Annotated in this window: 19 protein-coding genes and 4 tRNA genes; 13 read left to right on the top strand and 10 right to left on the bottom strand. The window is 44.4% G+C overall.

The features are described 5' to 3' along the window. Positions 1-61 precede the first annotated feature (61 nt). The 5 genes from tuf to GQF63_RS15190 form a co-directional block, all read right to left on the bottom strand. A complete protein-coding gene (gene tuf / locus GQF63_RS15210) occupies positions 62-1,249 on the bottom strand; it encodes an elongation factor Tu (protein WP_160370092.1) in 1,188 nt (395 codons plus the stop codon). A gap of 70 nt (positions 1,250-1,319) precedes the next feature. Beyond that, a tRNA-Thr gene (locus GQF63_RS15205) sits at positions 1,320-1,391 on the bottom strand. An 88-nt stretch (positions 1,392-1,479) separates the two neighbouring features. Beyond that, positions 1,480-1,552, bottom strand: a tRNA-Gly gene (locus GQF63_RS15200). 57 nt (positions 1,553-1,609) lie between these two features. Continuing rightward, positions 1,610-1,690 (bottom strand) — tRNA-Tyr (locus tag GQF63_RS15195). A 25-nt stretch (positions 1,691-1,715) separates the two neighbouring features. Continuing rightward, a tRNA-Thr gene (locus GQF63_RS15190) sits at positions 1,716-1,788 on the bottom strand. A gap of 284 nt (positions 1,789-2,072) precedes the next feature. Between GQF63_RS15190 and GQF63_RS15185 the strand changes: the two genes are divergently transcribed. Next, entirely contained in the window at positions 2,073-3,242 is a 1,170-nt protein-coding gene (locus tag GQF63_RS15185; RefSeq protein ID WP_246163561.1) for a BamA/TamA family outer membrane protein, read from the top strand. Between the two features lie 437 nt (positions 3,243-3,679). On the opposite strand, the gene GQF63_RS15180 is transcribed toward GQF63_RS15185, so the two are convergent. The 4 genes from GQF63_RS15180 to GQF63_RS15165 form a co-directional block, all read right to left on the bottom strand. Further along, a complete protein-coding gene (locus GQF63_RS15180) occupies positions 3,680-4,222 on the bottom strand; it encodes a GNAT family N-acetyltransferase (protein ID WP_160370091.1) in 543 nt (180 codons plus the stop codon). A 523-nt stretch (positions 4,223-4,745) separates the two neighbouring features. Further along, complete coding sequence (locus GQF63_RS15175; RefSeq protein ID WP_212592601.1) at positions 4,746-6,071, bottom strand: sensor histidine kinase; 1,326 nt, start codon at positions 6,069-6,071, stop codon at positions 4,746-4,748. Between the two features lie 2 nt (positions 6,072-6,073). Next, positions 6,074-7,420 (bottom strand): sigma-54-dependent transcriptional regulator, encoded by a 1,347-nt coding sequence (locus tag GQF63_RS15170; RefSeq protein ID WP_160370090.1) that lies wholly within the window; start codon positions 7,418-7,420, stop codon positions 6,074-6,076. A gap of 16 nt (positions 7,421-7,436) precedes the next feature. Next, a complete protein-coding gene (locus GQF63_RS15165; RefSeq protein WP_212592600.1) occupies positions 7,437-8,747 on the bottom strand; it encodes a TolC family protein in 1,311 nt (436 codons plus the stop codon). A 223-nt stretch (positions 8,748-8,970) separates the two neighbouring features. Between GQF63_RS15165 and GQF63_RS15160 the strand changes: the two genes are divergently transcribed. From GQF63_RS15160 to GQF63_RS15120, 9 genes are all read left to right on the top strand, one after another. Next, positions 8,971-9,666, top strand: a complete 696-nt coding sequence (locus GQF63_RS15160) for an outer membrane beta-barrel protein (RefSeq protein ID WP_160370088.1) — start codon at positions 8,971-8,973, stop codon at positions 9,664-9,666. A 199-nt stretch (positions 9,667-9,865) separates the two neighbouring features. Beyond that, positions 9,866-11,119: an efflux RND transporter periplasmic adaptor subunit gene (locus GQF63_RS15155; RefSeq protein ID WP_160370087.1), complete on the top strand. Its 1,254-nt coding sequence runs from the start codon at positions 9,866-9,868 to the stop codon at positions 11,117-11,119. Between the two features lie 104 nt (positions 11,120-11,223). Continuing rightward, entirely contained in the window at positions 11,224-11,895 is a 672-nt protein-coding gene (locus tag GQF63_RS15150) for an ABC transporter ATP-binding protein (RefSeq protein ID WP_160370086.1), read from the top strand. A gap of 318 nt (positions 11,896-12,213) precedes the next feature. Beyond that, positions 12,214-14,562, top strand: a complete 2,349-nt coding sequence (locus tag GQF63_RS15145; RefSeq protein WP_160370085.1) for an ABC transporter permease — start codon at positions 12,214-12,216, stop codon at positions 14,560-14,562. A 57-nt stretch (positions 14,563-14,619) separates the two neighbouring features. Next, complete coding sequence (locus GQF63_RS15140; RefSeq protein WP_160370084.1) at positions 14,620-17,025, top strand: ABC transporter permease; 2,406 nt, start codon at positions 14,620-14,622, stop codon at positions 17,023-17,025. 86 nt (positions 17,026-17,111) lie between these two features. Then, on the top strand, positions 17,112-19,514 hold the full coding sequence (locus GQF63_RS15135) for an ABC transporter permease (RefSeq protein ID WP_160370083.1): 2,403 nt from the start codon (positions 17,112-17,114) through the stop codon (positions 19,512-19,514). Positions 19,515-19,585: 71 nt separating this feature from the next. Then, on the top strand, positions 19,586-21,991 hold the full coding sequence (locus GQF63_RS15130; RefSeq protein ID WP_160370082.1) for an ABC transporter permease: 2,406 nt from the start codon (positions 19,586-19,588) through the stop codon (positions 21,989-21,991). Between the two features lie 84 nt (positions 21,992-22,075). Next, positions 22,076-22,735, top strand: coding sequence for an ABC transporter ATP-binding protein (locus tag GQF63_RS15125; RefSeq protein ID WP_160370081.1), 660 nt, complete (start codon positions 22,076-22,078; stop codon positions 22,733-22,735). Positions 22,736-22,783: 48 nt separating this feature from the next. Beyond that, positions 22,784-23,629, top strand: coding sequence for a transglutaminase family protein (locus GQF63_RS15120; protein ID WP_160370080.1), 846 nt, complete (start codon positions 22,784-22,786; stop codon positions 23,627-23,629). A gap of 4 nt (positions 23,630-23,633) precedes the next feature. On the opposite strand, the gene GQF63_RS15115 is transcribed toward GQF63_RS15120, so the two are convergent. After that, on the bottom strand, positions 23,634-24,695 hold the full coding sequence (locus tag GQF63_RS15115) for an NHL repeat-containing protein (RefSeq protein WP_160370079.1): 1,062 nt from the start codon (positions 24,693-24,695) through the stop codon (positions 23,634-23,636). 126 nt (positions 24,696-24,821) lie between these two features. Here GQF63_RS15115 and GQF63_RS15110 point away from each other — a divergent pair, with 126 nt between their 5' ends. The 3 genes from GQF63_RS15110 (at position 24,822) to rpmF (ending at position 26,293) form a co-directional block, all read left to right on the top strand. Further along, a complete protein-coding gene (locus GQF63_RS15110; RefSeq protein ID WP_160370078.1) occupies positions 24,822-25,472 on the top strand; it encodes an epoxyqueuosine reductase QueH in 651 nt (216 codons plus the stop codon). Between the two features lie 74 nt (positions 25,473-25,546). Then, positions 25,547-26,086, top strand: coding sequence for a YceD family protein (locus GQF63_RS19790; protein WP_160370077.1), 540 nt, complete (start codon positions 25,547-25,549; stop codon positions 26,084-26,086). Positions 26,087-26,101: 15 nt separating this feature from the next. Continuing rightward, positions 26,102-26,293, top strand: a complete 192-nt coding sequence (rpmF, locus tag GQF63_RS15100; RefSeq protein ID WP_160370076.1) for a 50S ribosomal protein L32 — start codon at positions 26,102-26,104, stop codon at positions 26,291-26,293. Positions 26,294-26,391 lie beyond the last annotated feature (98 nt).

The following is a 26,391-nucleotide window of genomic DNA, read 5'->3' as shown; positions in this document are numbered from 1 at the left end:
ATAAGCTAATCAGCCTGAGCCAATTAGCTTATTTTTTATATGGTTAACGAATCTCTAGAGATTACGCTAAGATTTCAGTTACCTGACCAGCACCTACGGTACGACCACCTTCACGGATAGCGAAACGTAGACCTTTTTCCATTGCGATAGCGTTGATCAACTTTACAGTGATTGTTACGTTATCACCTGGCATAACCATTTCAGTACCTGCTTCTAGTGTAATTTCACCAGTTACGTCTGTTGTACGGAAATAGAACTGAGGACGGTATTTGTTGAAGAAAGGAGTGTGACGTCCACCTTCAGCTTTTGATAATACGTAAACCTCAGCTTTGAAATCTGTGTGAGGCGTTACTGAACCTGGTTTACAGATAACCATACCACGACGGATATCAGTTTTCTCAATACCACGTAACAATAAACCTACGTTATCACCAGCTTCACCGTAATCTAAGATTTTACGGAACATCTCAACACCTGTTACTGTAGATTTCAAGTTCTCAGCACCCATACCTAAGATTTCAACTGGGTCACCAGAGTTGATTACACCTCTTTCAATACGACCTGTTGCAACTGTACCACGACCAGTGATCGAGAATACGTCTTCAATAGGCATTAAGAAAGGAAGATCTGTCAAACGTGGAGGAATTGGAATGTAGTTATCTACAGCTTCCATAAGTTCCATGATAGAATCTACCCATTTCTCTTCACCGTTCAAAGCACCTAATGCAGAACCTTTGATTACAGGGATATCATCACCTGGGAATTCGTAGAATGATAATAATTCACGAACTTCCATCTCAACTAAGTCTAATAACTCAGTGTCATCAACTAAGTCAACTTTGTTTAAGAAAACTACTAACGCAGGAACACCTACCTGGCGAGCCAATAGGATGTGCTCACGAGTTTGAGGCATAGGACCATCAGTAGCAGCAACAACGATGATTGCACCGTCCATCTGAGCAGCACCAGTTACCATGTTTTTAACGTAATCGGCGTGACCTGGACAGTCAACGTGTGCATAGTGACGGTTAGCTGTTTGGTATTCTACGTGTGAAGTGTTGATTGTGATACCACGCTCTTTTTCTTCAGGAGCTGAGTCAATTGAATCAAATGAACGAACTTCTGACAAACCTTTATCAGCTAATACTTTAGTGATAGCAGCTGTTGTAGTCGTTTTACCGTGGTCAACGTGACCAATAGTACCAATATTTAAGTGCGGTTTACTACGGTCAAATTTCTCTTTTGCCATGTTTATGCGAATTAGTAATTATAAAATATTTCCTTTAATTATCTTACAAAGTTAACAAAACTTGTATTTGAGCCAAAGATGGGATTTGAACCCACGACCTCTTCCTTACCAAGGAAGTGCTCTACCCCTGAGCTACTTCGGCTTAAAAAACCTTATTTACAGCTATAAGCCTCTAGCCTTTTACATAAAAATATCAAAGAAGACAGAGACTTAGTTTGTTTTATAAATTGAGCGGAAGACGAGGTTCGAACTCGCGACCTATAGCTTGGAAGGCTATCGCTCTACCAACTGAGCTACTTCCGCTTTTGTTCACCCTTTGAGAACACTGCAAAAGCAGCTTAAGTGCAAACGAGTGTGTAGTGGAGGGAGAAGGATTCGAACCTTCGAAGCCGAAGCAACGGATTTACAGTCCGTCCCATTTGACCGCTCTGGAACCCCTCCATACCAGTAACCTGAGTTACCTTTGAGCCTCCTATCGGGATCGAACCAATGACCTACTGATTACAAGTCAGTTGCTCTACCAGCTGAGCTAAGGAGGCGTATGTAAATTTAATAAAACTTTCTTAAAGAACGGCTACCCCTGGATAGCGAGTGCAAAAATCTAATATTATTTTGACATCTGCAAGTTTTATTTTCATTTTTTTTCACTTAAAGAACGCTTCAAAACTTTCTGGGATATTTTCCCGTTTTGATGATGCAAAGATAGCTACTCCACGCACATTACAAAAATATTTACCCAAAAAAATCGCCTGTAAAAACCATTTACCTGATATGCAAGTAAATAATTTTTAATTTCAATTCCCCAGAAGCCCTATATTTGCGCATGTTTAATTTCCGATTGTTAAAAATCATGCCCCTGGCGCTGCTCAGTTTTGCGGTACAAACCTCCTTGTATGCCCAAGATCAACCCGCAGATTCCAGTAATTTCATCAAAAAAATCGTCAAAAAGTTCATCTCCTCCGAGAAAGACTCCTCCCGATCGGGAAGTTTTATGGTTCTTCCGGCTGTCGGCTATGCCCAAGAAACTGGTCTCGAATACGGAATCGCCAGCACCTATAACTTCTATGTCGATAAAAACGACCTCCATAGCCGCACCTCAAATATTACCCTGATCGGAACATTGACCACCAAAAAACAAAAAAATATAAAGCTGCTTACCGATATCTGGACCAAGGGCAACGAATACCATATCCTCTCGGAACTTCGTTTCCGCGATTGGCCCTTTAACTTCTACGGACTGGGCAACGACACCTGGAAAGCCGATGAAGACTACCTCGACCAGAAGCTGTACCGCATCAAACTCGACGGCGAGAAACGCTTTGCCAATAATTTCTATGCCGGCTTAAACCTGAACTACGAAAACTTTAGCTTTAAAGACATGGAAGCCGGCGGCATTTTCGAACAGGACAATGTGCTGGGCAAAACAGGTGGCCAATACCTGGCGCTCGGCGCCTCCGCCCTATATGACAGCCGAAACAACACCACCTATAGCACCAGCGGTTTCTATGGCCGTGCGAAATACAGCTATGCCCCCAACTTCTTCGGTAAAGATAACTTCGTAGGCTCGCAGGCAGAAGTAGACCTCCGCGGCTTCTACCCCATCAACAGCAGCCTCACGCTGGCCGCCCAGGGTTTATACCGTGGAACATTCGGCAAGAACGTCCCTTTTTATGTATTACGTGATTTAGGTGGCGATATGAGCATGCGAGGCTATTACCTCGGCCGCTATAAAGATAATAACTACGCCACAGCACAAGCCGAGCTGCGCTATAGATTCCACCCCCGCATCGGAATCACTGGATTCCTAGGAACCGGCAGCACCTTCTCCAAAGAACAGTCCATGCGCCTGTTACCATCCTACGGCGGCGGCGTCCGCTACTTCTTTAGCCTGGAACACAACAGCAGCATCCGCTTCGACTACGCCTTTGGCGAACAACGATCCGGCGAAAAAAGACAGTCAGGGTTTTACTTGAGTATTAGTGAGGCATTTTGATGGGAGATATGAGATGTGAGATTTGAGATATGAGAGCTTGTCATCGTGAGCTGTCATCCTGAGCGAAGTCGAAGGACGAACGACTGGTACGTCAGTGCAATCAATCAAAAATAATTAACTTGTTTACAATGTTTTATAAAAAAAAATAACACATAATCGCAAGATAACGCCACGAACGATTGGTAATTCACTACAATTAACCATCGTAATCACTTTGATTAAAAGTTTCTTACAACTACCCCACTTTTAGCAACGCAATAGCACCGCACTAGAACATCAGCATTCAACCATCAGATTACTCTCCTTTACAACACCTTATTACCTCCAACTTTCCTTTCCTTTTTCTCACCCGTATTACCCCCCATTGCAAAGGGAATTAATACGGGTGAGAAAGGGGTTTGAAAGGGGAATGAAAGGGATCTACAAAAAAGAAGGTATTATTGTGTGTCCCACTCTTCCTTAAGTAGTGCATAAAGCTGTAGATCAATAAACTTTCCATTCAAGAACTCGGCCTGACGTAAGATGCCTTCTTTCTTAAAACCTAACTTTTCTGGAATGGCCTGGCTTCTGAAATTACTAAGGGCAGCTTTAATTTCAATTCTATTCAGCTTTAAGTTGTTAAAACCATAGGCCATCAGCTGAATGCACGATTGCAGAATAAGCCCCTTACCTACTCCATCTTTGCCTAACCAATAGCCAATGGCTGCACTGCGGTTGGGCATATTGATATGGTGTAATCCAATACGGCCCTGCAGCTTGCCATCTAAAAAGATATTGAAGCTGGCCTCCAAGCCATTTTCTATCAGCTGGATAGATTTTAAGAGGTAAGTACACATGTCTTCTTCGGAAGCAATGCTCGGCACCCACGGCAGAAACTCGCTTAAATGCGTCCTGCTTTTATCAATTTGCTGAAACAATGGGGCCGCATGCGCTAATTGCGTCTGTTCGAGATACAGACGATCGTTTATTATTAATTGCATGATGAGTGCGTTGAGGTTAATAAAATGGTATTTTCTTACGGAATGCGCTGTGCTGCTTTTGCGTAGCGCACCTTAAATAAAGATGCCGTTTTTCATAAGATCATGAGTTAGATATTGTAAAGCTAGGATAATTTTCGCAGATTTTTTAGAGAGGGAAATTTGTTGCTTTGCTTGGTTGTAAAAGTAGCAAGACAGCACAATTTGACAAAGCGCATGCTAAAACTTATAAGAAAGCGTGATGTGTGCTATTGATTGCATTGACGTAACAGTAGTTGCTGGTTCAACTCCGTTACCAATGACATGTTTTTGTAAAATGCTGTAAAAAGTTATTTATATATGATGGATTGTACTGACGTACCAGTCGTTCGACTCTGCTACCAATGACATGTCTATGTAACACGTTGTTAATAAGTAGATTAGGTATTACAAATTGTATTGACGTACCAATGGTTCGACTCCGCTCACCATGACAAGCTCTCACATCTCACATCTCATATCTAAAATCATATCTCACATCTCAAATCTAAAAACCCATCTGCAAAGTAAACGTGCTGCCTTCCCCTTCTTTACTTTCCACCAATAGGTTTCCCTTATGCAGCAGCATAATCTGTTTGCTGAGCGTTAATCCCACGCCGGTTCCGGTTTTTTTGGTGGTGAAGAATGGCGTAAAGATCTGTTCCTGAATTTCTGGCGACATGCCGCTGCCGTTGTCTTGCACCTTCAGCCATATTTTCCCTTGCTGCTCGCTGGCGGAAAGGCTGATGTAGGGTTCGGGTGTATCTTTCACGGCTTCAATAGCGTTGAGCAAGAGGTTTATTAAGACCTGCTCGATTAGGTTGATGTCGGCGCGGAGGATCATGCGGGTGTTCTTGATGATGATATCGACGTCGATTTGCTTTTGCAAGAGGGTGGGCTCTAGCAATTGGTAGATGTTTTCAAAGAGTTGTACGACGAGGATATCGGCGACTTGGGGTTGGTCCACCTTATTGATGAGGCGGTAGCTTTTGGCGAATTGCAGCAAGCCCTCGCTGCGGCGCTTGATGGTGAATATACCCAACTTCAGGTCTTCCACATCTTCGTCGCCTTCCCATTGCTCCAATCGGCTATGCAGGGTTTCGGCCAAGGACGATATCGGGCCTATGGAGTTCATGATTTCATGCGTCAATACGCGGAGGAGCTTATGCCAGGCCTTGGTTTCCGTTTCGTCGATGGCCTCATTGATATTCTGGTAGACCACAATGCGAAATAGCCCTTCCTGGGTTTCGAACTCAGAGCATTGCATCAGCATTTTGATCATCCCCGAGCTGGAATTACTGGTTTCCATCTGTTGTTTTCCGGGGCGTAGCTGCATCGTCTTGGTATAGAGATCGGCATTTCTACGCTTCATGCCTGCAATATTGCCCAGGTGGGGCAACTGGAAGAGCTGCTTGAAGGCATCGTTTACCCAGATTACCTTTCCCGATTCGGCATGGAAAAACAAAATGGCCGTGTCCAGCATATTGATTACCTTATTGAGGTATTGATGCTGCAGGGCCTGGTCTATACTGATACTTTTGTAGATTTCATTGATTTGGTTAAAGGCTGAAAACAGCTTGCCTTCATCGGAATGTTCATTTTTTACGACGAAGCGTCGGGTGAAATCCCGGTATTTTACCGCTTCGGCAAATTCCAACACCTGCTTGTTGAGGCGGTGAAAGCGCGACAGAAACCGATAGGCGAAATACAGAAAAATAAGACTGGCGAGGGCTGCATAAGCAAAGTATCCGCGGAATAGCAAATAGGCAATTCCTACGGAAAACAACAGCAGCAACACTGCCTTCAAGCCAACAGCAAATCCCCCTGTCCTCATCGTTAGATGTTATATTTTTCCAAGCGTCGGTATAAAGCGGCACGGGTGAGGCCCAATTCTTTGGCGGCCTTACTGATGTTACCGTTGTAGCGCTCGATGGCCGATTTAATGGCTTTGCGCTCCAGTTCCTCCAGATTCCCGCTAAGTTCCATCGGTTGGGCCGCCACATCGGCTTGCGACTCTATAGGCGAAAACAAAATATCGTCGGCACGCAGGCTGCTTTGGTCCGACATGATGACTGCCCGTTCGATGCTGTATTGCAGCTCGCGCACATTGCCCGGGAAATGGTATTGTTTTAGTTTCTGCAAGGCATCGGCTTCTAGGCCACTAATGGCCTTATGGTATTTTTGGTTATAGAAGGCTAAGAAATGGTTGGCCAGCAACGGAATATCATCCGTCCGCTCGCGTAATGCGGGCACCTGAATTTCCAAGGTATTGATGCGATAGATTAAATCTTTCCGGAATCGGGACTCCTCGGCCAAGGCTTTCAGGGGCACATTGGTGGCCGATATCAGGCGGATGTCGATGGCAACGGGCTGACTGGAGCCCAAGGGCACCACGGCGCGGTTTTGCAATACGCTAAGTAGCTTGGCCTGCTGCTGCAGGTTGATGTTTCCGATTTCATCTAAAAACAAAGTGCCGTGATCGGCATTTTCAAAACGTCCCTTGCGGTCTTCGCGGGCATCGGTAAATGCGCCTTTTTTATAACCGAAGAGTTCACTCTCAAACAAGCTCTCCGTCAGCGAGCCTACATCCACTTTCACAAAGGCGTTTTTATGGCGCAAGGATCGCTCGTGTATCGCGTGGGCAATGAGGTCTTTACCGGTACCATTCTCGCCAAGGATTAAGATATTGGCCTCAGTAGGAGCTACCTTATCTAATTTATAAAAGAGCTCTTCCATCTGGGCCGACTTCCCGACGATGCCCTGATTGCTTGGCTGGTTTTTAACTTTCGTCTCCTGCGGTCTGTTTTCGTCCAACACCGTACTTATCGTCAGCAGCAATTGCTCATTCTGCCAAGGCTTCACGATAAAGTCGGCTGCACCTTGCTTCAGCGATTTCACAGCCAGATCGACCGCAGCATAAGCCGTGATCATAATGACCTGCACCTGCGGAAAATGCGCCTTTACTTTGGCTAACCAGAATAACCCTTCGTTTCCCGTATTAATGGCACTCTTAAAGTTCATATCCAAGAGTAGGATATCGACTTTATTTTTCTCCAAGATATGCAATAGCTTTTCGGGGTTATGTTCTACAATAACCTCTTTTACTTTGGGTCTTAACAGGATACGGGTGGCGGTTAATAAATCCTGATCATCATCTACAACGAGTACGGTTGCCTTCTTCATGCTCTGGCTAAGTTACTTATAAATTTAATGCACCTGCATAGTAATCATTAATATATTTTTGCAGCAAATACTCGTATTGCTTGATTAATAAGAGGCTACGGGTGTTGTCTAATTTGTTTTTGGCGGTGAGGTAGATGACGGAATTACTGTTGCCGGCATCGAAATGCACCTGTGCAATGCGGAAGGCTTCGCTGTAGTTTTCGGCTTGCTCCTTCAGGTTTTGCACGGTTATTTGTGCGGTACGTAAATCGAACACCGCCTTTGCTGTTTGTCGGCGCAGCTCATTGCTCAAGATATCCTTATTATAATCGGCTTCCTGCAAATCGACTTGTGCCAAACGCACCTGCGTTCTGGTCGTAAAACGATTGAAAATAGGGATGGATAAACTCAGAAAAACCGACTTGCGCAGGTTGTTTTTCATTTGTGTAAACGGATTCCCTCCCTCCTTACTGTAATTGGAATTTAGGCCGCCGCCAAAAGAAAGCGAGGGAAAATAGGCCGATCGAGCAACCTGTATCTGGGCCTCCATTTCCTTTATTCGCCAATCTAAGGCTTTATACTCCGGCAGGGCATGCAAGGCTTGCTGAAACAAAGCATCGGCTTGCTGGGCCACAAAAACCTGGTCGGTAGCCAGGGTTTGCAGGGCAGGCAACTGCGCAGGATCCATATTCATCAAGCTGGCCAGCATCAGTTTCGCTTCGTTCAAACTTTGCTTGGTTTGGGCTAATAGATTCAAGTCGCTATTGTACTGGCCTTTAATGTCGTACAGATCGCCTGGTGCCACGGCACCCTCCTTGTTCAGCACTTCGTGGCGGTGCAATTGTTCCTTGGTAACGATGAGTTGCCCCTCGATCTGTTGCAACATATCCTGTGCGGTCAGCACCTTAATATAAGCTTCAATCACATCCAATTTTAACTCGTTGCGGCGGCTATCAAACTCGAGTTTTCCGGCCTCCTTGGCATAGGCTTGCCGGCGAATATTGTTCAGGATGGCGAAGCCATTAAAAATAGGGATGTTTAAATTGGCATATTGCGAGCCGAAGCTGTTGTTTTTATCGATATATTGGTTGGTGGTGGGGTCGATACTGCGACCTTGGCTAATGGCATGATCGGCGCCAGCTTCCACGCGAGGAAGGCGGTCGTATTTCGCCTGCTTATAGCGTAAATCAGCCCGGTTGATCTGCAGCTCATCCTTTTTCAGCGCTGGGTTTTGTTGCATGGCCAGGTGAATGCAATCTGCAAGGGACAATGGGGTTTCTTGCCCCTTCAGATCACTAACTAAACAACAAACAAACTGTATATATAAATAGATGGTTAAGTATTTCATGTATTTCAATTTATTTCTGCCTTCCATAGCCCATGCCAAAGAACAAAACCATTAAGCATCAATCAGTTAACACAATACAAAACCCTTTGATGTTCGGAGATGGACAGCAAACTGTTCAGTAACGAACAGTAGCAAATAGGCGATAGAAGCAAATGAAGCCCGGCTGTAGCAAATTTCCTGAACGAAACGTTATCTTTCTACTAACATATTTTAATCCTATTTTATGAGCATCAAACCTACTATTCTCGCTATGATGGCCCTTATTGGGTTGTTTTTCTCTGCATCGGCACAAACCAAACTTTCCGTTCAGGCAGGTTTCAATTTTACCAATGTAAGTTATACGCTAGGCGACAAAAAGCAAGATCCCGAGGCTATTCCCCGCTTTCAAATCGGACTAGCGGCAGATATTCCCATGCTGGCGGATTTTTACCTGCAAACAGGACTTGCCTATGTGGGCCGAGGGTTTAAGCAACAAGGAGGCTGGGCAGCAGAAGAGCATGACATGTTTGAAACTAAAGTTCATTACCTCGAAGTTCCGATTGCTATTGCCTATAAACCAAACTTGGGCATTGGGCGACTCCTGCTTTCGGCAGGCCCTTACCTGGGTTATGGCTTAGGTGGCAAATGGAAAACCGATGGCTCCATCATTATGGGCGATATCATTTACGATAGAACCAAAGACAAGGTTATTTTTAAAAAGGACGCCAAGGATGCTGAGTTTGGCAATTATTTATACGGTAAACCACTTGATATGGGTTTAACCTTCGGGATAGGCTTCGAGTTTCTCGAGAAGTTTACCGCTAAACTGCAATTGCAACAGGGCATTCGCGACATTTATCCCGATGAGGGCGGCAAAGATGGCTACGGCAGCAAATACAATAAAAGTTATGGCTTTGTTGTAGGCTATACCTTGTTTTAGCCTGCATAGCACCCCCTATTTGCTGCGCTGCTGAATAGCTCCTGATAGACTCGATCAGATTGATCTGTTCAGCAGCGCACAATAGCTGTTCGATAGCGAACAGTAAATTAAAACCAGTTTCACCCTAACCACTGATTTACAATTACTTACACTTTTGGCACATCCTTGTCTATGTAGATTATGAAATCGAACAAAATACATGGACAGACCGATTAAACAACGTAAGTGGAACTCGAAACGCATCTTAACCCTAGCGGGCATTACCGCTTTGGTTGGACTTTTAGGAGCGAGCTATTATTATACCCGTGGAAACAACAAGTTGAATGTGGAGGCGGAGCGTATTTCGATCTATGAGGTCAAGGAGGATACGTTTCAAGAATTTATTCCGATCAATGGTTCAGTGATGCCCATCAGCAGCATCTACCTCGATGCTTCCATTGGGGGGCGTGTGGAAGAAAAATATGTGGAAGACGGTGCCCATTTGCGTAAAGGCGATGCGATTATGCGCCTTTCCAATACCGATATGGAGCTTAACCTCATCCGCCAAGAAACGGAAGTGCTGAACTTATTGACCCAAGCACAGATTGCACAAACCAATGCCCAACAGGCCAGCATTAACAACCGCAACCAAATGGCCGATGTGGAACAGGCCTATAAAGAAGCGGAACGCATCTATAGCCTCAACAAAAAGCTACTAGCAGAAAAGGCGATTGGCTCTCAGGAATACCAAAAGTCTTTTAATGAATATAACTACCAAAAGGAACGCGTAGGCCTTACCAAACAGATTTTAAAGCAAGATGAGGTGAGCAATAACCAGAAGCTGAGCCAGGACAGGGAGACCTATAAACGGACGCAACGTGGCTTGGAATTGATGCGCGACAAGGTGGGCGACCTGATTTTGCGGGCACCGGTGGATGGTCAATTGACCTCCTTTGATGCGGAAATTGGCCAGAACAAAACTGCCGGTGAGCGTTTAGGACAAATTGATGTGCTGACTGGATTTAAAGTGCGGGCAGAGATTGACGAACATTACATCAACCGTATTTTCCCCGATTTAAAAGGCCATTTTCAGATTGACGACAAAAATTACGAGCTCCGGATCAAGAAGGTGTATACGCAGGTGAAGGATGGTCGCTTCTTAGTGGACCTGGAATTTGTAGGCGAGCGTCCGGCGAGTATCCGTCGTGGGCAAACTCTACCTATTCGCTTGGCGCTAAGCGATAAAACCAAGGCTGTATTATTGGCTAAAGGTGGCTTTAACCAGCAAACCGGCGGGAACTGGATTTTCAAATTGGATAAAAGTGGAAACACAGCCTACCGCACTGATATTCAGTTGGGGCGCCAAAATCCGGAGTATTATGAGGTTCTTGGAGGCTTGAAACCTGGCGATAAGGTTGTAATTTCGAGTTATGACACGTACGACAAAATCCAGGAGTTAAAAATTAAAGAGTAGAAGTCTTAGGCCCTGCAGTCATATCCCTAACCGATTGTGGGGGCACCTAAGGCGAAGATATAAGAATTGACAGCATAAAAATAAGCAACGCTAAAGCAGGCACTATGATTAAGATTAGCAACCTACAGAAATATTATCGTACCGAAGAGGTAGAAACAGTCGCTCTAAACCAGGTGAACATCCATGTGAAGGAAGGCGAGTTTGTGGCGGTAATGGGTCCCTCGGGATGTGGAAAGTCCACCCTATTGAATATTATCGGCTTGTTGGATGATTTGGATGAAGGCAGCTACCTATTCAATACGATTGAGGTTGCCCATTTTAAGGAGAACAAGCGATCTGACTTACGGAAGCATAATATCGGTTTTGTGTTTCAGAGCTTCAACCTGATTGATGAGTTGACGGTTTTTGAAAACGTGGAACTTCCGCTGATTTACACCAATGTTCCGGCTGCCGAGCGCAAGCGTCGCGTGGAGGAGGTTTTGGAGAAAGTGCAGATTATGCACCGTCGGAATCACTTTCCGCAGCAGCTCTCCGGAGGACAGCAGCAGCGTGTGGCCGTCGCCCGTGCCGTCGTAAACAATCCCAAGCTGATCCTCGCCGATGAGCCTACCGGAAACTTGGACTCCAGCAATGGAAATGAAGTGATGCAATTGCTAACCGAACTCAATGAGGCTGGGACTACCATCGTCATGGTAACTCACTCGGAATACGACGCTAAATTCGCCGACCGGGTGATTAGGATGCTCGATGGGCAGGTGATTGTTTCTAGTAGTTAGGTTGGAGTATTTAGTATTGAGTATTTAGTAGTTAGATGTATGGCGGCTATTGATTTGAGGACTCTTAGAATTTAGTAGGTAGTATTTAGTATTGAGTATTTAGTAGTTAGATGTATGGCGGCTATTTATTGGGCCTTTCATGTTACTAATTTGAAGACTTTTTATTAAGGATTTAGCAAGTAAGGCTGGATTTATTACCAATATAAGTACTGCGTATTAAGTCTTTAGTAATTACAGTAACGTCTGTTACTTATTGGAATTTGAAATCGTAAGAGCTAATGGATCGGCGTAAAAGCGGATATTAATTAGGATAAAAAAATGACTGCATCAAGGATATTAAACAGAAAAAACAAAGGCTTCACCTTCCTCAATATAATTGGCTTGGCCATTGGTATGGGGGCGGCTATGCTGATTTTGTTATGGATAAATTTTCAGTGGTCTATTGACAGGGTCTACCCGAAGACACATCGCCTGTATGTAGTGGGGCAACAAGATGTCTCGACGAATAACGAGATTGCTGTTTGGTTTTCGACACCTAAGCCTATGGCTGCCGTGATGAAAGCGGAGATTGCCGGGGTGGAAAACCTAAGTAGATTATCTGGAATAAACGGTTTGCTGTTTTCCGTTGGAGAGACTAAAATATTATCAAAGGTAGGATCCTTTGTGGATTCATCCTTTTTACAACTCTTTGACCTTCCTTTGCTGGCGGGGAATCCAAGCACTGCCCTTAGGGATCCTAGCCAGGTGGTATTGACCGAGAAACTGGCCATAAGCCTTTTCGGGACTTCCGATGTTCTTGGAAAAACCGTACAATTGGATAGTACCCAACAGCTGCTTGTTTCCGGCGTATTAAAAGAAGTGCCGAAGAGCAGTAGGTTTACAGGCTATGAATATTTTTTACCCTGGACCTTGATGGAGAAGATGGGCTATTCTGACGAGCATTGGGGAAATAGCTCCGTTAATCTTTTCGTGGAGATGAAGGAGCAGGCGAATATTGCAGCCGCGCAAGCGCAGCTGAAAAACCTGATTAAGCGACATTCGGAAGTGAGTACCCAAAGTTTTCTGAAACCTATAAAAGAAAGTTATCTCTATAATACGTATAAGAATGGGCAGCAGGTTGGCGGCCGTATTAGCATGGTGAAGACCTTCAGCTATATAGCTGGTTTTATTTTACTGATTGCCTGCATCAACTTTATGAACTTGAGTACGGCACAGAGTGAAAAACGGGCAAAGGAAGTGGGCATCAGAAAGGTGGTCGGGGCACCCCGATTCCGCTTAATCGGCCTGTTCCTACGGGAGTCCTTGCAATTGACGGCCATTGCTGGGCTTCTGGCCCTTCTCTTAGTGATGCTATTCCTACCTGTTTTCGTTGGCATTGTAGGCCAAGAGGTCAATATCCCTTATCTGGATATTCGCTTTTGGTTACTCTTTGTTGGGTTTATCGTATTCACGGGCCTGCTGGCAGGTAGCTATCCGGCTTTCTTTCTATCTTCCTTCAATCCGATTCGTGTGTTGAAAGGAAGGTTCCAGCAGCTGCACTCGAAATTCAATCCGCGTAAGTTTTTGGTGGTTACTCAATTCTGTATTGCCATTGTACTTATTATTAGCACCGTGGCGATTCGGAAGCAGATTCAGCATGCGCAAGATCGGGATTTTGGGTTTACACAAGATAACCTCGTGTATATGATGGAAGTTGGGGATATGAAGAAAAACTACCCCCTCATTAAACATGCGTTATTGGAGCGCGGTATTGCACAGTCGGTTACACGCATGATGTCGCCCTTGACCGAGCGTTGGAGCGGTTGGAATGGCTTCACCTGGGCGGGAAAAGATCCGAATGAGGTCATTCAGATTAATCGGCAGTCCGCCGATGATCAGGTGGTTGCTACCGCAGGTTTTACCCTGTTGCAAGGTCGGGATCTGGACTTAGCGAAATTCCCTACCGACTCGATGGCCGCCATTATCAATGAAACCGCCGCTAAGGCGATGGGATTTAAAGACCCTTTGGGCAAGACCTTTAATGATGGAAACGACCAATACCATATCATCGGGGTGATTAAAGATTTTATACAGGAGTCTCCCTTCGAACCGATTAAACCATTGGTTATAGAAGGAGCGAACGGCTTTATGAATACCTATCATATTCGCTTTAATCCGAAATTAAGTACGGAGGAGGCGCTGGCAAAAACAGAGCAGGTTTTTAAGGAATATAATAGTGCCTATCCTTTTCAATATCAATTTGTAGATGAGGCTTACGCCTTCAAATTTATGGAAACACAACGGACAGGAACCCTGGCCAGCCTCTTTGCTGGGTTGACCATTTTTATTTCTTGTTTGGGCTTATTTGGTTTGGCGGCCTTTATGGCAGAAAGTAGAATCAAGGAAATTGGAATCCGAAAGGTGCTGGGTGCCTCGGTATTTTCTGTTACCCGCATGCTATCGAAGGAGTTCTTGCTACTGGTTAGCCTGGCTTGTTTGATCGCCTTCCCCATTGCGTACTGGATCATGGATCAATACTTAGCGCATTTCAGCTACCGCATAACGCTTAGCTGGGATATCTTCCTGCTTGCAGGTGCCGGCGCCATCCTGATCAGTATGCTGACGGTGAGTTTTCAATCGATAAAAGCAGCCTTAGCGAATCCGGTGGATAGCCTGAGGAATGAGTAAGCGTATTTAGGGCGGAGCATAGAGCATGAAGCATTTAGCATTAGACATTATAGCATAATGAAAAGAATAAACCTTTTATTTAGGAGATTGTGGAATAACCGATTGTTTACCGGGTTAAACATCTTGGGATTGGCCATCGGAATCTGTGCGAGCTGGATTGTCTTTCGGGTTGTCTTTTACGAATTCAGCTTTGACAAGGGACATCCGGAGGCCGAGCAGATTTACAAAGTATACAACCGAAGCCAGCATGCGGGGGAATTCCGTTCCTTTGACGGTTTACCTGTTCCTATTGCGAAATATATACAGGAGAATATAACCGATGTAGCGCAACTGGCACCTATATTCTATCAATATTTTGGAGAAATAACCCCCATCAGCAAGGAGAAAGAAGCGACACCTATGGATGGTCAAGGAGCCATTGTAGGCACCTTGCCTGATTACTTTGAGATGGTGCCCTATACCTGGTTGGCGGGGAGCCCGAAGACCATCTTCAAGACGCCTTTTGAGGTGGTGCTTACGGAAAGTCGATTACAGCTATACTTTCCTGGCTTAAGTCCACAAGAGGCAATGGGAAGAACCATAAAATACGGGAAGGACTTGTATACCGTTGTTGGCGTTATTGCCAACCTCGAGCGAACCAGTAGTTTTATTGGCAAGGAGTTTATGCCTATCCCGGAGAAGGAATGGAATAATGATAGGTGGAACAGCTACAGCTCTAACCATCAGCTTTACGTTAAACTTCGCGATGAAAAAGCGAAAGAAAGCTTCCTTAAAATTGCAAACCAGAAGCTCTTTGACATGAATGGCGAAGAAAATGCACAGTACAATAGTTCTGAGGAGTTTCAGCTGGCGCCACTGAGCACTTTGCATTTCAATAAGAACATTATGGGTACTGTGGATATCCGTCTGCTGTATGGTCTTATCGGCATTGCCCTCTTTTTGGTTCTGTTGGCTAGTATTAATTATATTAATCTGGCTACGGCCCAAGTACCTTATCGAGCGAAGGAAATCGGAATCCGCAAAACCTTAGGGGAACAGAACAAGCACCTTACCTGGAGCTTTTTTATGGAAACCTGGGTAATCTGCCTGCTGGCCTTAGCCTTGGCTTGGCCCCTACGCCTCCTAATGGAGCAGTTCTTCAACAGCTACTTGCCGGAAGATCTGCAACAGTTTGATAACAGCTTTCCTATCGGGTTGTTCCTTCTCGGGTTAATTGTATTTATAAGTGTGCTAAGTGCAATATATCCGGCATACCTGATTAATAGGATACAGGTTGCAGAGGTTCTCAAAATTAAAGGTGCTGTGAAGATGAGCTTCGGGAGTTTGATTTTCCGGAAAGGCATGATTGTTTTTCAATTCTTAATTGCGCAGGTATTTGTCATTGCTACAGTTATTATGGGCTTGCAGTTGGACTTTCTGCTTTCCAAGGATCCAGGTTTTAAGAAGGATGCTATCCTGACCTTGACCTTACCCTATAAGAAATCGGAAGCCCCGGATGTGGATCCATTTTTAATCAAAAACAAGTTACAGGCTTACAAGGAAATCAAAGGATCGGCCTTAGGCCACTTGCCGATGTCGGATATCCACTTCGGTAATAATTACAGCACACAATCTGATACCGGCAAGGTTGAAATTAATATGCCCCTGAAAGAAATCGACGATAGCTATGTAGACTTATTTGGCATCAAGATATTGGCAGGGCGAAATATCGCGCTGAGCGATACTTCCCGAGGGATTCTCATGAGTCGATTGGCGATTGAAAAGCTAGGCTTTAAATCGCCTGAGCAGGCAATTGGCGGACAGGTTTTCAATGGGGATAAAAACTTGGAGATTGTCGGTGTCGTTGAAGACTTGAACAACAAGTACCTACGCAGCAAGTTGGAACCTTTGGTCCTCTTCCCGTCAATAGACCGTCGTGATCTGCGAACCTTGAGTATTCGCTTAAGCGATAACCCGAAAGAGTGGCAGGCAGGTATTGCCCATGTGGAGAAGGAGTGGAAAGCCTTGTACCCCAAAGCAACCTTCAGCTATGAATTCTATGACGAGCACATCAAACATCTTTATGAGTCAGACTTGCGCTTTAGCAGCGTCATCAACCTCTCGACAGCCATTACCATCCTGATTAGCTGCCTAGGATTAATAGGATTAGTAACCCTCACTACGGCACAGCGAACCAAAGAGATCGGTATCCGTAAAGTATTGGGAAGTACCGTTAGTGGCATCGTTGGTTTATTATCGAAAGACTATCTAAAGCTTGTTTTGCTATCTATTGTACTAGCTAGTCCGATCGCTTGGTGGGCTGTTCATAAATGGCTGGAATCTTTTGCTTTTAAAATAGATGTCAGCTGGTGGATGTTCGTTATTCCTGCGCTATTGACACTGTTGGTCGCTTTCTTTACCATGAGCTACCAATCGGTAAAAGCAGCAAGAAGTAATCCGGTGGATAGCCTGCGGGATGAGTAAAACTAACGATTCGCACCTAATAGCTACCTCAGGGTTCAAAAAGTCTCAGACCCTAGATTTAATTATAAACTTTAAACCCGATAACCATGCTATCCCATATCAAATCCCGCATCCCGCGCCTACTTCGCAGCCCCATTAGCTGGGTTCAGCTGATTGGCTTTGCGGTGGCTATTGCGACAGCTACCATATTATACTTAACAGCGATGTTCGAGCTATCTTTTGATAGCTTCCACACGAATAAGGAACGAATCGGCTTGCTATACATGCGTTCGGAGGAGCGTGGTGCTATCATCAGCAATTCGAGTATGGCTCCTCCATTAGCACCATTGGTATCGAAGGAATTACCGGAGGTAGAAGCCAGCACGCGGGTATTGAATGCCCAAATGATGCTGCGCCATGGCGATAAGGAAATAGCCTCGGAATTGAAATATGTGGATGCCTCTTTTTTAAAGATATTTAGCTTCCCCATGGATCAAGGAAATGAAACAGCCTTGGATAATCAAGACGGCTTGGTGATTAATGAAGCGATGGCGGAATCCTTATTTGGGAGCAAGCAGGTGCTTGGAAAAGCCGTAGAGCTTAATATAAATGGAAATTGGGAAAGCCGGATTATCACGGGCGTTTCCAGCGTGAATCCCCGGAACTCCAGCATCAGCTTTAGCAGCTTAATGCGATTTGAGCAAAGCCCAAACTACAAGGAACTGGAAAACGACTGGAGCTATAAAAATCATGCCGTGTATGTAAAGCTAAAGGCCCAATCCATTGATGCCGCAGGCTTCCAGAAAGCCACGGTAGCCTTTATAAATCAACATGAAAAAGTAGCCATCGAGAAATTAAAACGCGATGGCGCAAAGGCTGATGCTAATGGCGCTTACTTAAGCTTACGCATCCTGCCTTTAAAAGATGTTCATTTAAGCGATATTGGAAAAGGTGAAGTGGAAACCAGCAAATTCCCCTGGATACTACTGGTAATCTCCGGATTGATTCTATTTATTGCTGGTTCCAACTTCGTGAACCTATCCTTAGCCAGCGCCATGACCCGGATTAAGGAAATTGGAACCCGTAAAACCATAGGCGGATCGACCTTTCAATTGTTCATGCAGTTTTGGATGGAGTCGGCCTTTATTTGTGTATTATCCCTATTGCTTGGCCTGGCGCTAGCGAGTTTGCTATTGCCCGAATATAATGCCACCCTGAACTACCAGTTTAAAATCGCACAGCTTTTTAGCTCCTTAAATATTAGCTTGTTCCTGGCTGCTTTCTTGCTACTAACTATCATTACCGGAGGCTACCCTGCCCTACGCATGGCCAACGTGAATATTATTAACAGCCTGAAAGGAAAGAGCAGCGTAAAATCGACCTACCTGCAAAATAGCTTAACCGTGCTGCAGTTTTCCATCGCCATGATTTTATGCATTGCCACCGTCATCATCAGCTACCAGCTGCATTACCTCAGCAACAGACCTTTGGGATTTAACAAAACGGAAGTCATCAGCATTCCTATCGGTCAGGGAATCGATGCAAACCTTGCCATAGAGCGCATGCGCAATACGCTGGCCGCTTACCCTTGGGTAAAAAGTGTATCCGCTAGTGATATCAACCTAGGTCGAGGGCGTGATGGTTCCACCAGCACCAGTAGGTTTGGATTCGACCAAGATGGAACAGAGATCGTTACGAATTACTTGACTATTGATTACGACTACCTAAAAACTCTGGGAATAAAACTTTTAGCGGGTCGCGACTTCGACCGGCAGCATAAAACAGATGAAAATGCTGTATTGATTAATAAAGAAATGGCCGACCTGCTTGGAGGACCTGAAAAAGCTTTAAACAGCACCCTGGAAATGGATAACAACCCTACCATTGTAGGTATTGTAGACAACTTTCATTTTCATGATCTGAAGCGCGAGGTTGGACCATTAACCATGGGCCTGCCAATTGGGGGCTTCGACCTATCGTATATCTTTGTGCGCATCCACAGCAGCAACCTGCAACAAAGTTTGAAACAGGTAGAAGATACGTGGAAATCCATCAACCCCAAAGCCAGCATTGCGGCTAGCTACCTCGATGAGAATACCCAAAACCTATACAACAACGACCGGCGGATTGCTAAAATCGTCATTGCCGGCGCTTCCGTGGCTATTGCTATTTCCTGCTTAGGCTTATTTGCTTTGACCCTGCTATTAATAAATGGCAAGATCAAGGAAATCGGCATCCGTAAGGTGTTGGGGTCTTCTATCACGAATATCATCTTGTTGCTATCCAAGAATTTCTTGATGCTAATCGGCTTGGCCTTTCTTATTTCCACACCGATAGCCTGGCTATTGATGACTCGCTGGTTGGAGGCCTTTGCCTTCCGCATTGCCATTCAATGGTGGATGTTTGCCCTCGCCGGTGGAATTGCCCTAGGCTTCGCGATGCTGACCGTCGCCTGGCAAACCTTTAAGGCTGCACGGGTGAATCCAGCATCTACCTTAAAAGAAAATTAATCCGACCTTTTATTGACCTTTAAGCATAATTGTTAACATGGGAGTAAAACAAAAGATTTAACGTATAGGGAATGATGATCAAGAATAATCTTAAAATTACGATTCGGAATCTTCGGAAAAACTGGGGATTTACGCTATTAAATATTCTCGGGTTAACGATGGGGTTTTCAGGATTTATCCTATCCTATCAGTATATCAATCGCGAAATCAGTTACGATCAATGGAATCCAAATTATGAGCAGATCTATTTGGTTGGCCTCACGGAAAATGGCAAGTTTAGCGAAGAGACGCCCCCATCTTTAGCGCCGCTTATTCAAGCGCAGCTTCCGGAGGTTGTCCGTGCCGGGCGGTCTATCCACTATCCTTATGGGGGTTATCCCCTATTCGGCGAGTCTACGGTTTTTTTGCGGAAAGCGATGCTGGTCGACTCGGCCGCGGCATCCATATTTCAAGTGCAAAGCAAAACTGGCCCTGTGTATAAATCAACGGATCAAAAAGAAGCAAGCTTGATTAATCAAGCCTATGCCGATCGTTTATTTAAGGCTGATGATATGGATTTTGACACACCAAAGGCGGTGCCGATGCTATCTTTAGCAACGGGGATGCAGGAAATGATTTATGGCATTGCGGCAGATCGGCCCCTATCGATCCTTAATTACGATTTACTGTTAATAAATGAAATCCAAGATGAACGCGCAACGGGTAACCCCTTTAGCTTTCAAACCTATATTCAGGTCAAAGAAAACACGGATATTGCGCTGCTACAAGCTAAACTAACAGCGCTTTTCCAGCAGGAGATAGTACCTAAAGACCCATTAAAGTCTACAAATTATAGCAAAGGCGGGATTTACCTCGACCCTTTATCCAACCTGCATTTACGGCCGAAAGCAGGTTCTAACAGTCCCTATTTATTGGTATGGGTGATTGGATTGATTTCAGGATTTATATTAGTGCTTGCGGGAGCTAATTTTGCGAATATGATGTTAGCGCAGGCCAACAGCAGATTAAAAGAACTAGCCATAAAGAAAATATTGGGCAGCTCGCGTTCGCAAATTGTGCTTCAACTCTTGATTGAAGTGTTGCTGATTACGCTGAGTGCCGCCATGTTAAGCTGTATCTTGCTCCTCCTCTCCGCGAATATCCTTCAGCAATGGTTCTATGAAGACGTAAAGGCGTATTTATTCTCCAGCACCAGCATGCTGCAATTAGGCTTGGCGGTGCTGCTGACCACCCTGCTTTCCGGCATCTACCCTGCTGTGGTCATTTCCAGGTTCAACCTGAACCAACTCTTAAAAGGCGAAACGGGCACTACAGGAAGTAACCAGAACTTTAGGCATGCTTTATTAGGCATTCAGGTGCTATTTGCGTTAATTTTTGTTGTTGGGCTGTTGGTGGTGCAACAACAGGTGCACTATATAAAACAGGCGGAAAAGGGATTTGAACCGGCACAAATTGTCAACTTCAAAGGCATTGGGCTTTATTTTAACCCTAATCCTGGCGGCAATTTTGAGGATTTTAAAACCCGACTGGACCAATCGCCCTATATTAGCTCGGCCTCCAGTGCCACCAATATTCCAGGCGATATTACGCCAGCGCCCAATAAGGAATTTTCCTATGCCGGCAAGGCTTTTGATATGGCGCATCTCGGCATTGATAGCCGTTATTTTAAAACCTTGGAAATTGAAACGATCGCGGGCCAGGCCAACCAATCCTTAAGCCAACTGCTCCAAGATTCAACGAAGCATTACGCCGTCATTAACGAATCGGCGGCTAAAACATTAGGTTTACCACAGGCCATTGGCAGCAATGTGAAGGGCTGTGGGGTAAATTTTGAAATTATTGCCGTTGTGAAAGACAGCAAGGTATTTGGCTTTGAAAACCAGGTTGTACCGACACTTTACAGCTATAGAAACGAATGTAGTGTAGGTCGGTATATGACGACCCTAATGGTAAAAACGACGGCTGGCTACAGCCAAGAAGCAATTGCGACAATTGCCGAAGAATGGGCGAAGGTGGAAGCGGCCAAAAACCTGCCCTTAGACTATGAATATATGGATCAGAAATATGCGCAATTACATGCAAAGCAAGATGAATTGCAAACCGCATTAAGCAGTTTTACCGGCCTAAGTGTCATCCTTGTTGCTTTCGGTTTATTTAGCATGTCCTTATTTCAAATCAGCCAGCGAAAGAGAGAGATCAGCATTCGGAAGGTGCTGGGTGCCTCGGTGGGGAACCTGTTTCTGCAATTAAACCAACCTTTTATGATCATATTTAGCATAGGCTGTGTGCTAGGCATTCCGATAGCTTATTACCTGCTGCAGCATTGGCTAGCCAATTTCGCTTATCATATCGAGTTGCATTGGGGCTATTTTGCGGTTGCGGCCGTGCTGGTATTCTTGTTAATTCTTGTGGTGGTAAGCGTGCAAACCCTACGCGCTGCCAAAGCAAATCCGGAGGAGAATCTGCGGAATGAATAAGATGTTAGAAAGGCGCTGTGAGGCATGAACTTATTATCAAACAATCTATAAGGGGTGGTTTTTTAAGCAAATAAATAGTAAAACATGATTAAACTAGAACAACTTTTTAAATGGTATTCTCAAGGGAATAACCGTTCATTTGTATTAAAAGATATAAACCTAAGCATTGAGGCGGGTGATTTTGTATCGATTATGGGGCCTTCCGGCTCCGGGAAATCGACCTTGCTGAACGTCATCGGTATGTTGGATGAACCGAATGAGGGCAAGTATTATTTTATGGGGGAGGATGTTTTGGCGATGAAAACGAAAAAGCGGAATCAGCTGTTTCAGGCGCATATGGGCTATGTGTTTCAATCGTACCACCTCATTGATGAGTTGACGGTTTATGAGAATATCGAAACGCCCTTAATCTATAAAAACTTATCCTCGGCAGATCGAAAGGCGATTGTGAGCGATTTATTGGATCGTTTTCACATCGTCGGCAAGAAGGATCTATTCCCGGCTCAACTTTCCGGTGGGCAACAACAGATTGTCGGTATTGCCAGAGCCTTGGCAGGTTCGCCGAAGGTATTATTGGCAGATGAGCCTACAGGTAACCTCAATTCTAAACAAGGGGAAGAAATTATGGAACTCTTTACCCAATTGAACAAAGATGGGGTAACGATCATTCAGGTGACCCATTCGGAGAAAAATGCAGCCTATGGCCATCGGATCCTTGAAATGTTGGATGGGCAGATAAAATAGGCTAGATTAATCTTTTGTTAATGTGTCTTTATTTTCCTAATTTTAAATGTGAATGAAAAGGAAATAAAGGCACTAATATCTTTATTGGATGACCCCGATAAAGGCATTTTCCAGGAGATTGAGCATAAGTTAATCACCTGCGGTCCTGAGGTTGTTCCTTTTTTGGAAAGCTCCTGGGAGTCATCCTTCGACCCCTTATCGCAAAGCCGTATTGAGAATATCATTCATAAAATCCAATTCGATCAGGTTAAGAACGACCTGCAGCTGTGGAAGCTGAACAATCAGGAAGACTTGCTGGAAGGCTTATTGATTATCAACCGGTATCAGTACCCGAACCTCCATGAGGATCAGGTGTACTATCAGCTGGCCGAATTGCGCCGTTCTGCCTGGTTCCACCTCATGTATGACATGAGCTCCCTGGAAAAGGTAAAGCTTTTAAATAACATTATATTTAGGGAATTTGGCCTTTCTGGCAATACCTCCAACTACCACGACCCACAGAATTCCTTTATCCATAAGGTGCTGGAATCGAAGAAAGGAAACCCGATTAGCTTGGCTTGTATTTATGCGCTCGTGGCGCAGAAGCTAGATATTCCAATTTATGGGGTGAATTTGCCCAAGCATTTTGTGCTGGCGTATATGGATGAACAGCATCCGGATAAGGTGGCCTTTTACATCAATGTATTCAACCGTGGACAGATTATGCGGGAGGAGGATATCTTCGCCTTCCTGCGGCAGCTAAACCTGCCTCTATCCGAAGAGTACTCGCAACCATGTGATAACCTCGCCATCATAAAACGGGTATTACGAAATCTGATTGCTGCGTATGAGCATATCGATAATGCCGAAAAGCGGATGGACATCGAGCTTTTGCTGGGCCTGCTGGAAGATTAAGCCCTTATCTGGAATCTAACGATAAGCCTGATGGGGTAGAGTCGCCGTAGACAAACTTAGCATCCGGCTTCGCATCACCTGTTGCCGTTTTCAAGAAACGATAAACCGCCTTAGCGCCCGGGTCGGCCACAAATAAGTATTTGCTATCCTTTTTAAAATCCAGCTCCACATCTGTCGGACGTATCAATCCAGTTTGTCCACCAGCAATAACACGGGTAGGTGATATGGTTCCTGCTTGCTTCGCTAACTCGCTAAAGTTTTCAAAGATCAAAATCTTTCCTTGTGCCGTTGTTCCGCTGCCGGTATAATCAGTAACTGCCAACACATTATTAATGGTATCTAAGGACATGCCCTGTATATTCTGTGAGCCTGAAATGGTCAATCTACGGGACGCTTTTACATCGTTGTACAAGGTATCCACTTTGCGGGAAACAACATCGTCATAGATATCTATCCCTCCATTGGCACCTGTTCTCGTAACATATACAATGTTACCAGCGATGGCAATGGCCCATGGTTTTAAGTCATCGGTAATAATAAAGCGTTGGGAAACCTTCATATAACGATCTCTACCTTTTGGACGATTGTATACGGCGATGGTGGAATTCGCATTATCTAAGGCAAATAAATTATCTACACTTGGGTAGTATACCAAGCCGGTCACATTTTTTAGATGTCTGTTTTGGATTTTCCCACTGTTGGTCAGGTTTCCTTCAGGTCCTACCGGGAAAATCTGCAAGACGGTGTCACGTGGTTCACGGTTAATGGTACTCATGAATACGCGTTGTGCTGCCGGATTAAAGGTAATGGCATTGCCACCCCTGGTTGCCGACTCGAAGTACATGAAGTTGGAGGTTGTATTTTCGAAGTTGGTAGAATCTGAACGTAACATCACACCTATGTTTACAGGCTGGGTTCCCTGATCATTGGGGTTGTAATCTGAAAATGCGATATATAAACGGGAGAAATCTCTATTTACGAAAGGTTCGTCATCGTCGCGCTTGCAGGCTGTAAAACCAATGATTGTCGCCAGCACCCCGATGCCGAATATCCATTTTAAATTCATGTTCTTGTTATTTTATTACAAATGTAAAAATTTTAAAGGTATTCCGGTGCGGTACCAACCCTCAAGAAATGTTAATTTGAATAAATAAAGGGATTTATGTAACATTGCACCTAAGAATTGAATGATATGGAGAATAATGAATTGGTAAGAGAAAAGCTGACTCTGCCTAACGACGGTAAGAAGCTATTGCTTCATTCTTGTTGTGCACCCTGCGCTGGGGAGGTAATGGAAGCCTTGATTTCATCGAATATAGATTTCACCATCTATTTCTACAATCCTAATATCCATCCTCGCAAGGAGTACGATCTTCGTAAGGAAGAGAACATCCGCTTTGCCGAGAAGCATAACATTCCATTTATTGACGCCGATTACGATGTGGACCATTGGTTTGAATTGGCCAAAGGAATGGAACAGGAGCCTGAACGCGGCATCCGTTGCACCATGTGCTTCGATATGCGCTTTGAAAAAACCGCTGAATATGCAGCTGCCAACGGCTTCGATGTGATTTCTAGCTCCTTGGGTATCTCCCGTTGGAAAAACATGGAACAGATAAACGATTGTGGCCTTCGTGCTGCATCGCGACACCCCAATATGGAGTACTGGACCTTCAACTGGCGCAAGAAAGGCGGCTCGGCACGCATGCTGGAAATCTCCAAGCGCGAGAAGTTCTACATGCAGGAGTATTGTGGCTGTGCTTACTCCCTACGCGACACCAATAAGTGGCGTATGGCTAATAACAGAGAGAAAATAGAATTAGGAAAAAACTATTACGAGTAGCATTTACGATTTTTTAAAATAAATTTCATTTATACTTATTTAATCGTTAATTTTGCAGGCTCAAATGCAAGATTGTGAAGTATCTAAAACAATATAGAATACCCTTTTCAGGTCTTTCGACAGGTAAACACAGTTTTGACTTTGATGTTGATGAGAAGTTCTTTGCTTGTTACGAACATTCCTTGGTAAAGGAAGGAGACCTTAAAGTTCAGGTTGATATACAGAAACAGGAAAACATGTTGATTGCCACCTTTGATATTCAAGGGACCATGAAACTGACCTGCGATGTATGTTTATCTCAATTTGACGCCCCGATTCATATTCAGGAGCGCGCCTTGATCAAGTTCTCGGAAGAAGATTGGCAGGATGATACCGAAGAGGTCATTATGCTATCCAAAAACGATTACGAACTAGACATTGCCCCGTTGCTATACGAATACATCAATGTGGCGGTTCCTCCTTACACCAAATGTAGCGAACAAGGTGTGAATATCAGTTGCGACCCGGAAATGCTGGAGCGCATCCAAAATGAACAAGAAGACGACACATCAACACGGGACGATGATCAAATCGACCCACGTTGGGAAGCATTAAAAAATATTAAGAATAACTAAAACGAGAAATACGAGATGGCACATCCAAAACGTAAAACTTCTAAATCTAGAAGAGACAAAAGAAGAACACACTATAAAGCTGAATTACCAAGCTTAACAGTTTGTAAAGAAACTGGCGCGGTTCACACACCTCACCGTGCTTACACAGTTGACGGTAATTTATATTACAACGGTAAATTAATTATCGAGAACACGGCTGTTGTCTAACAACATCATTCGAATAAACATCCCAAAAAAGTGTAATATTTTATATTATTCGCTTTAATTTGGGATGTTTTTTGCGTATTATTGAATTTTATAAATAA

This window comes from Sphingobacterium humi, assembly GCF_009768885.1.
Lineage (GTDB): Bacteria > Bacteroidota > Bacteroidia > Sphingobacteriales > Sphingobacteriaceae > Sphingobacterium > Sphingobacterium humi.
This window is presented reverse-complemented; position numbering and strand designations above follow the sequence as displayed.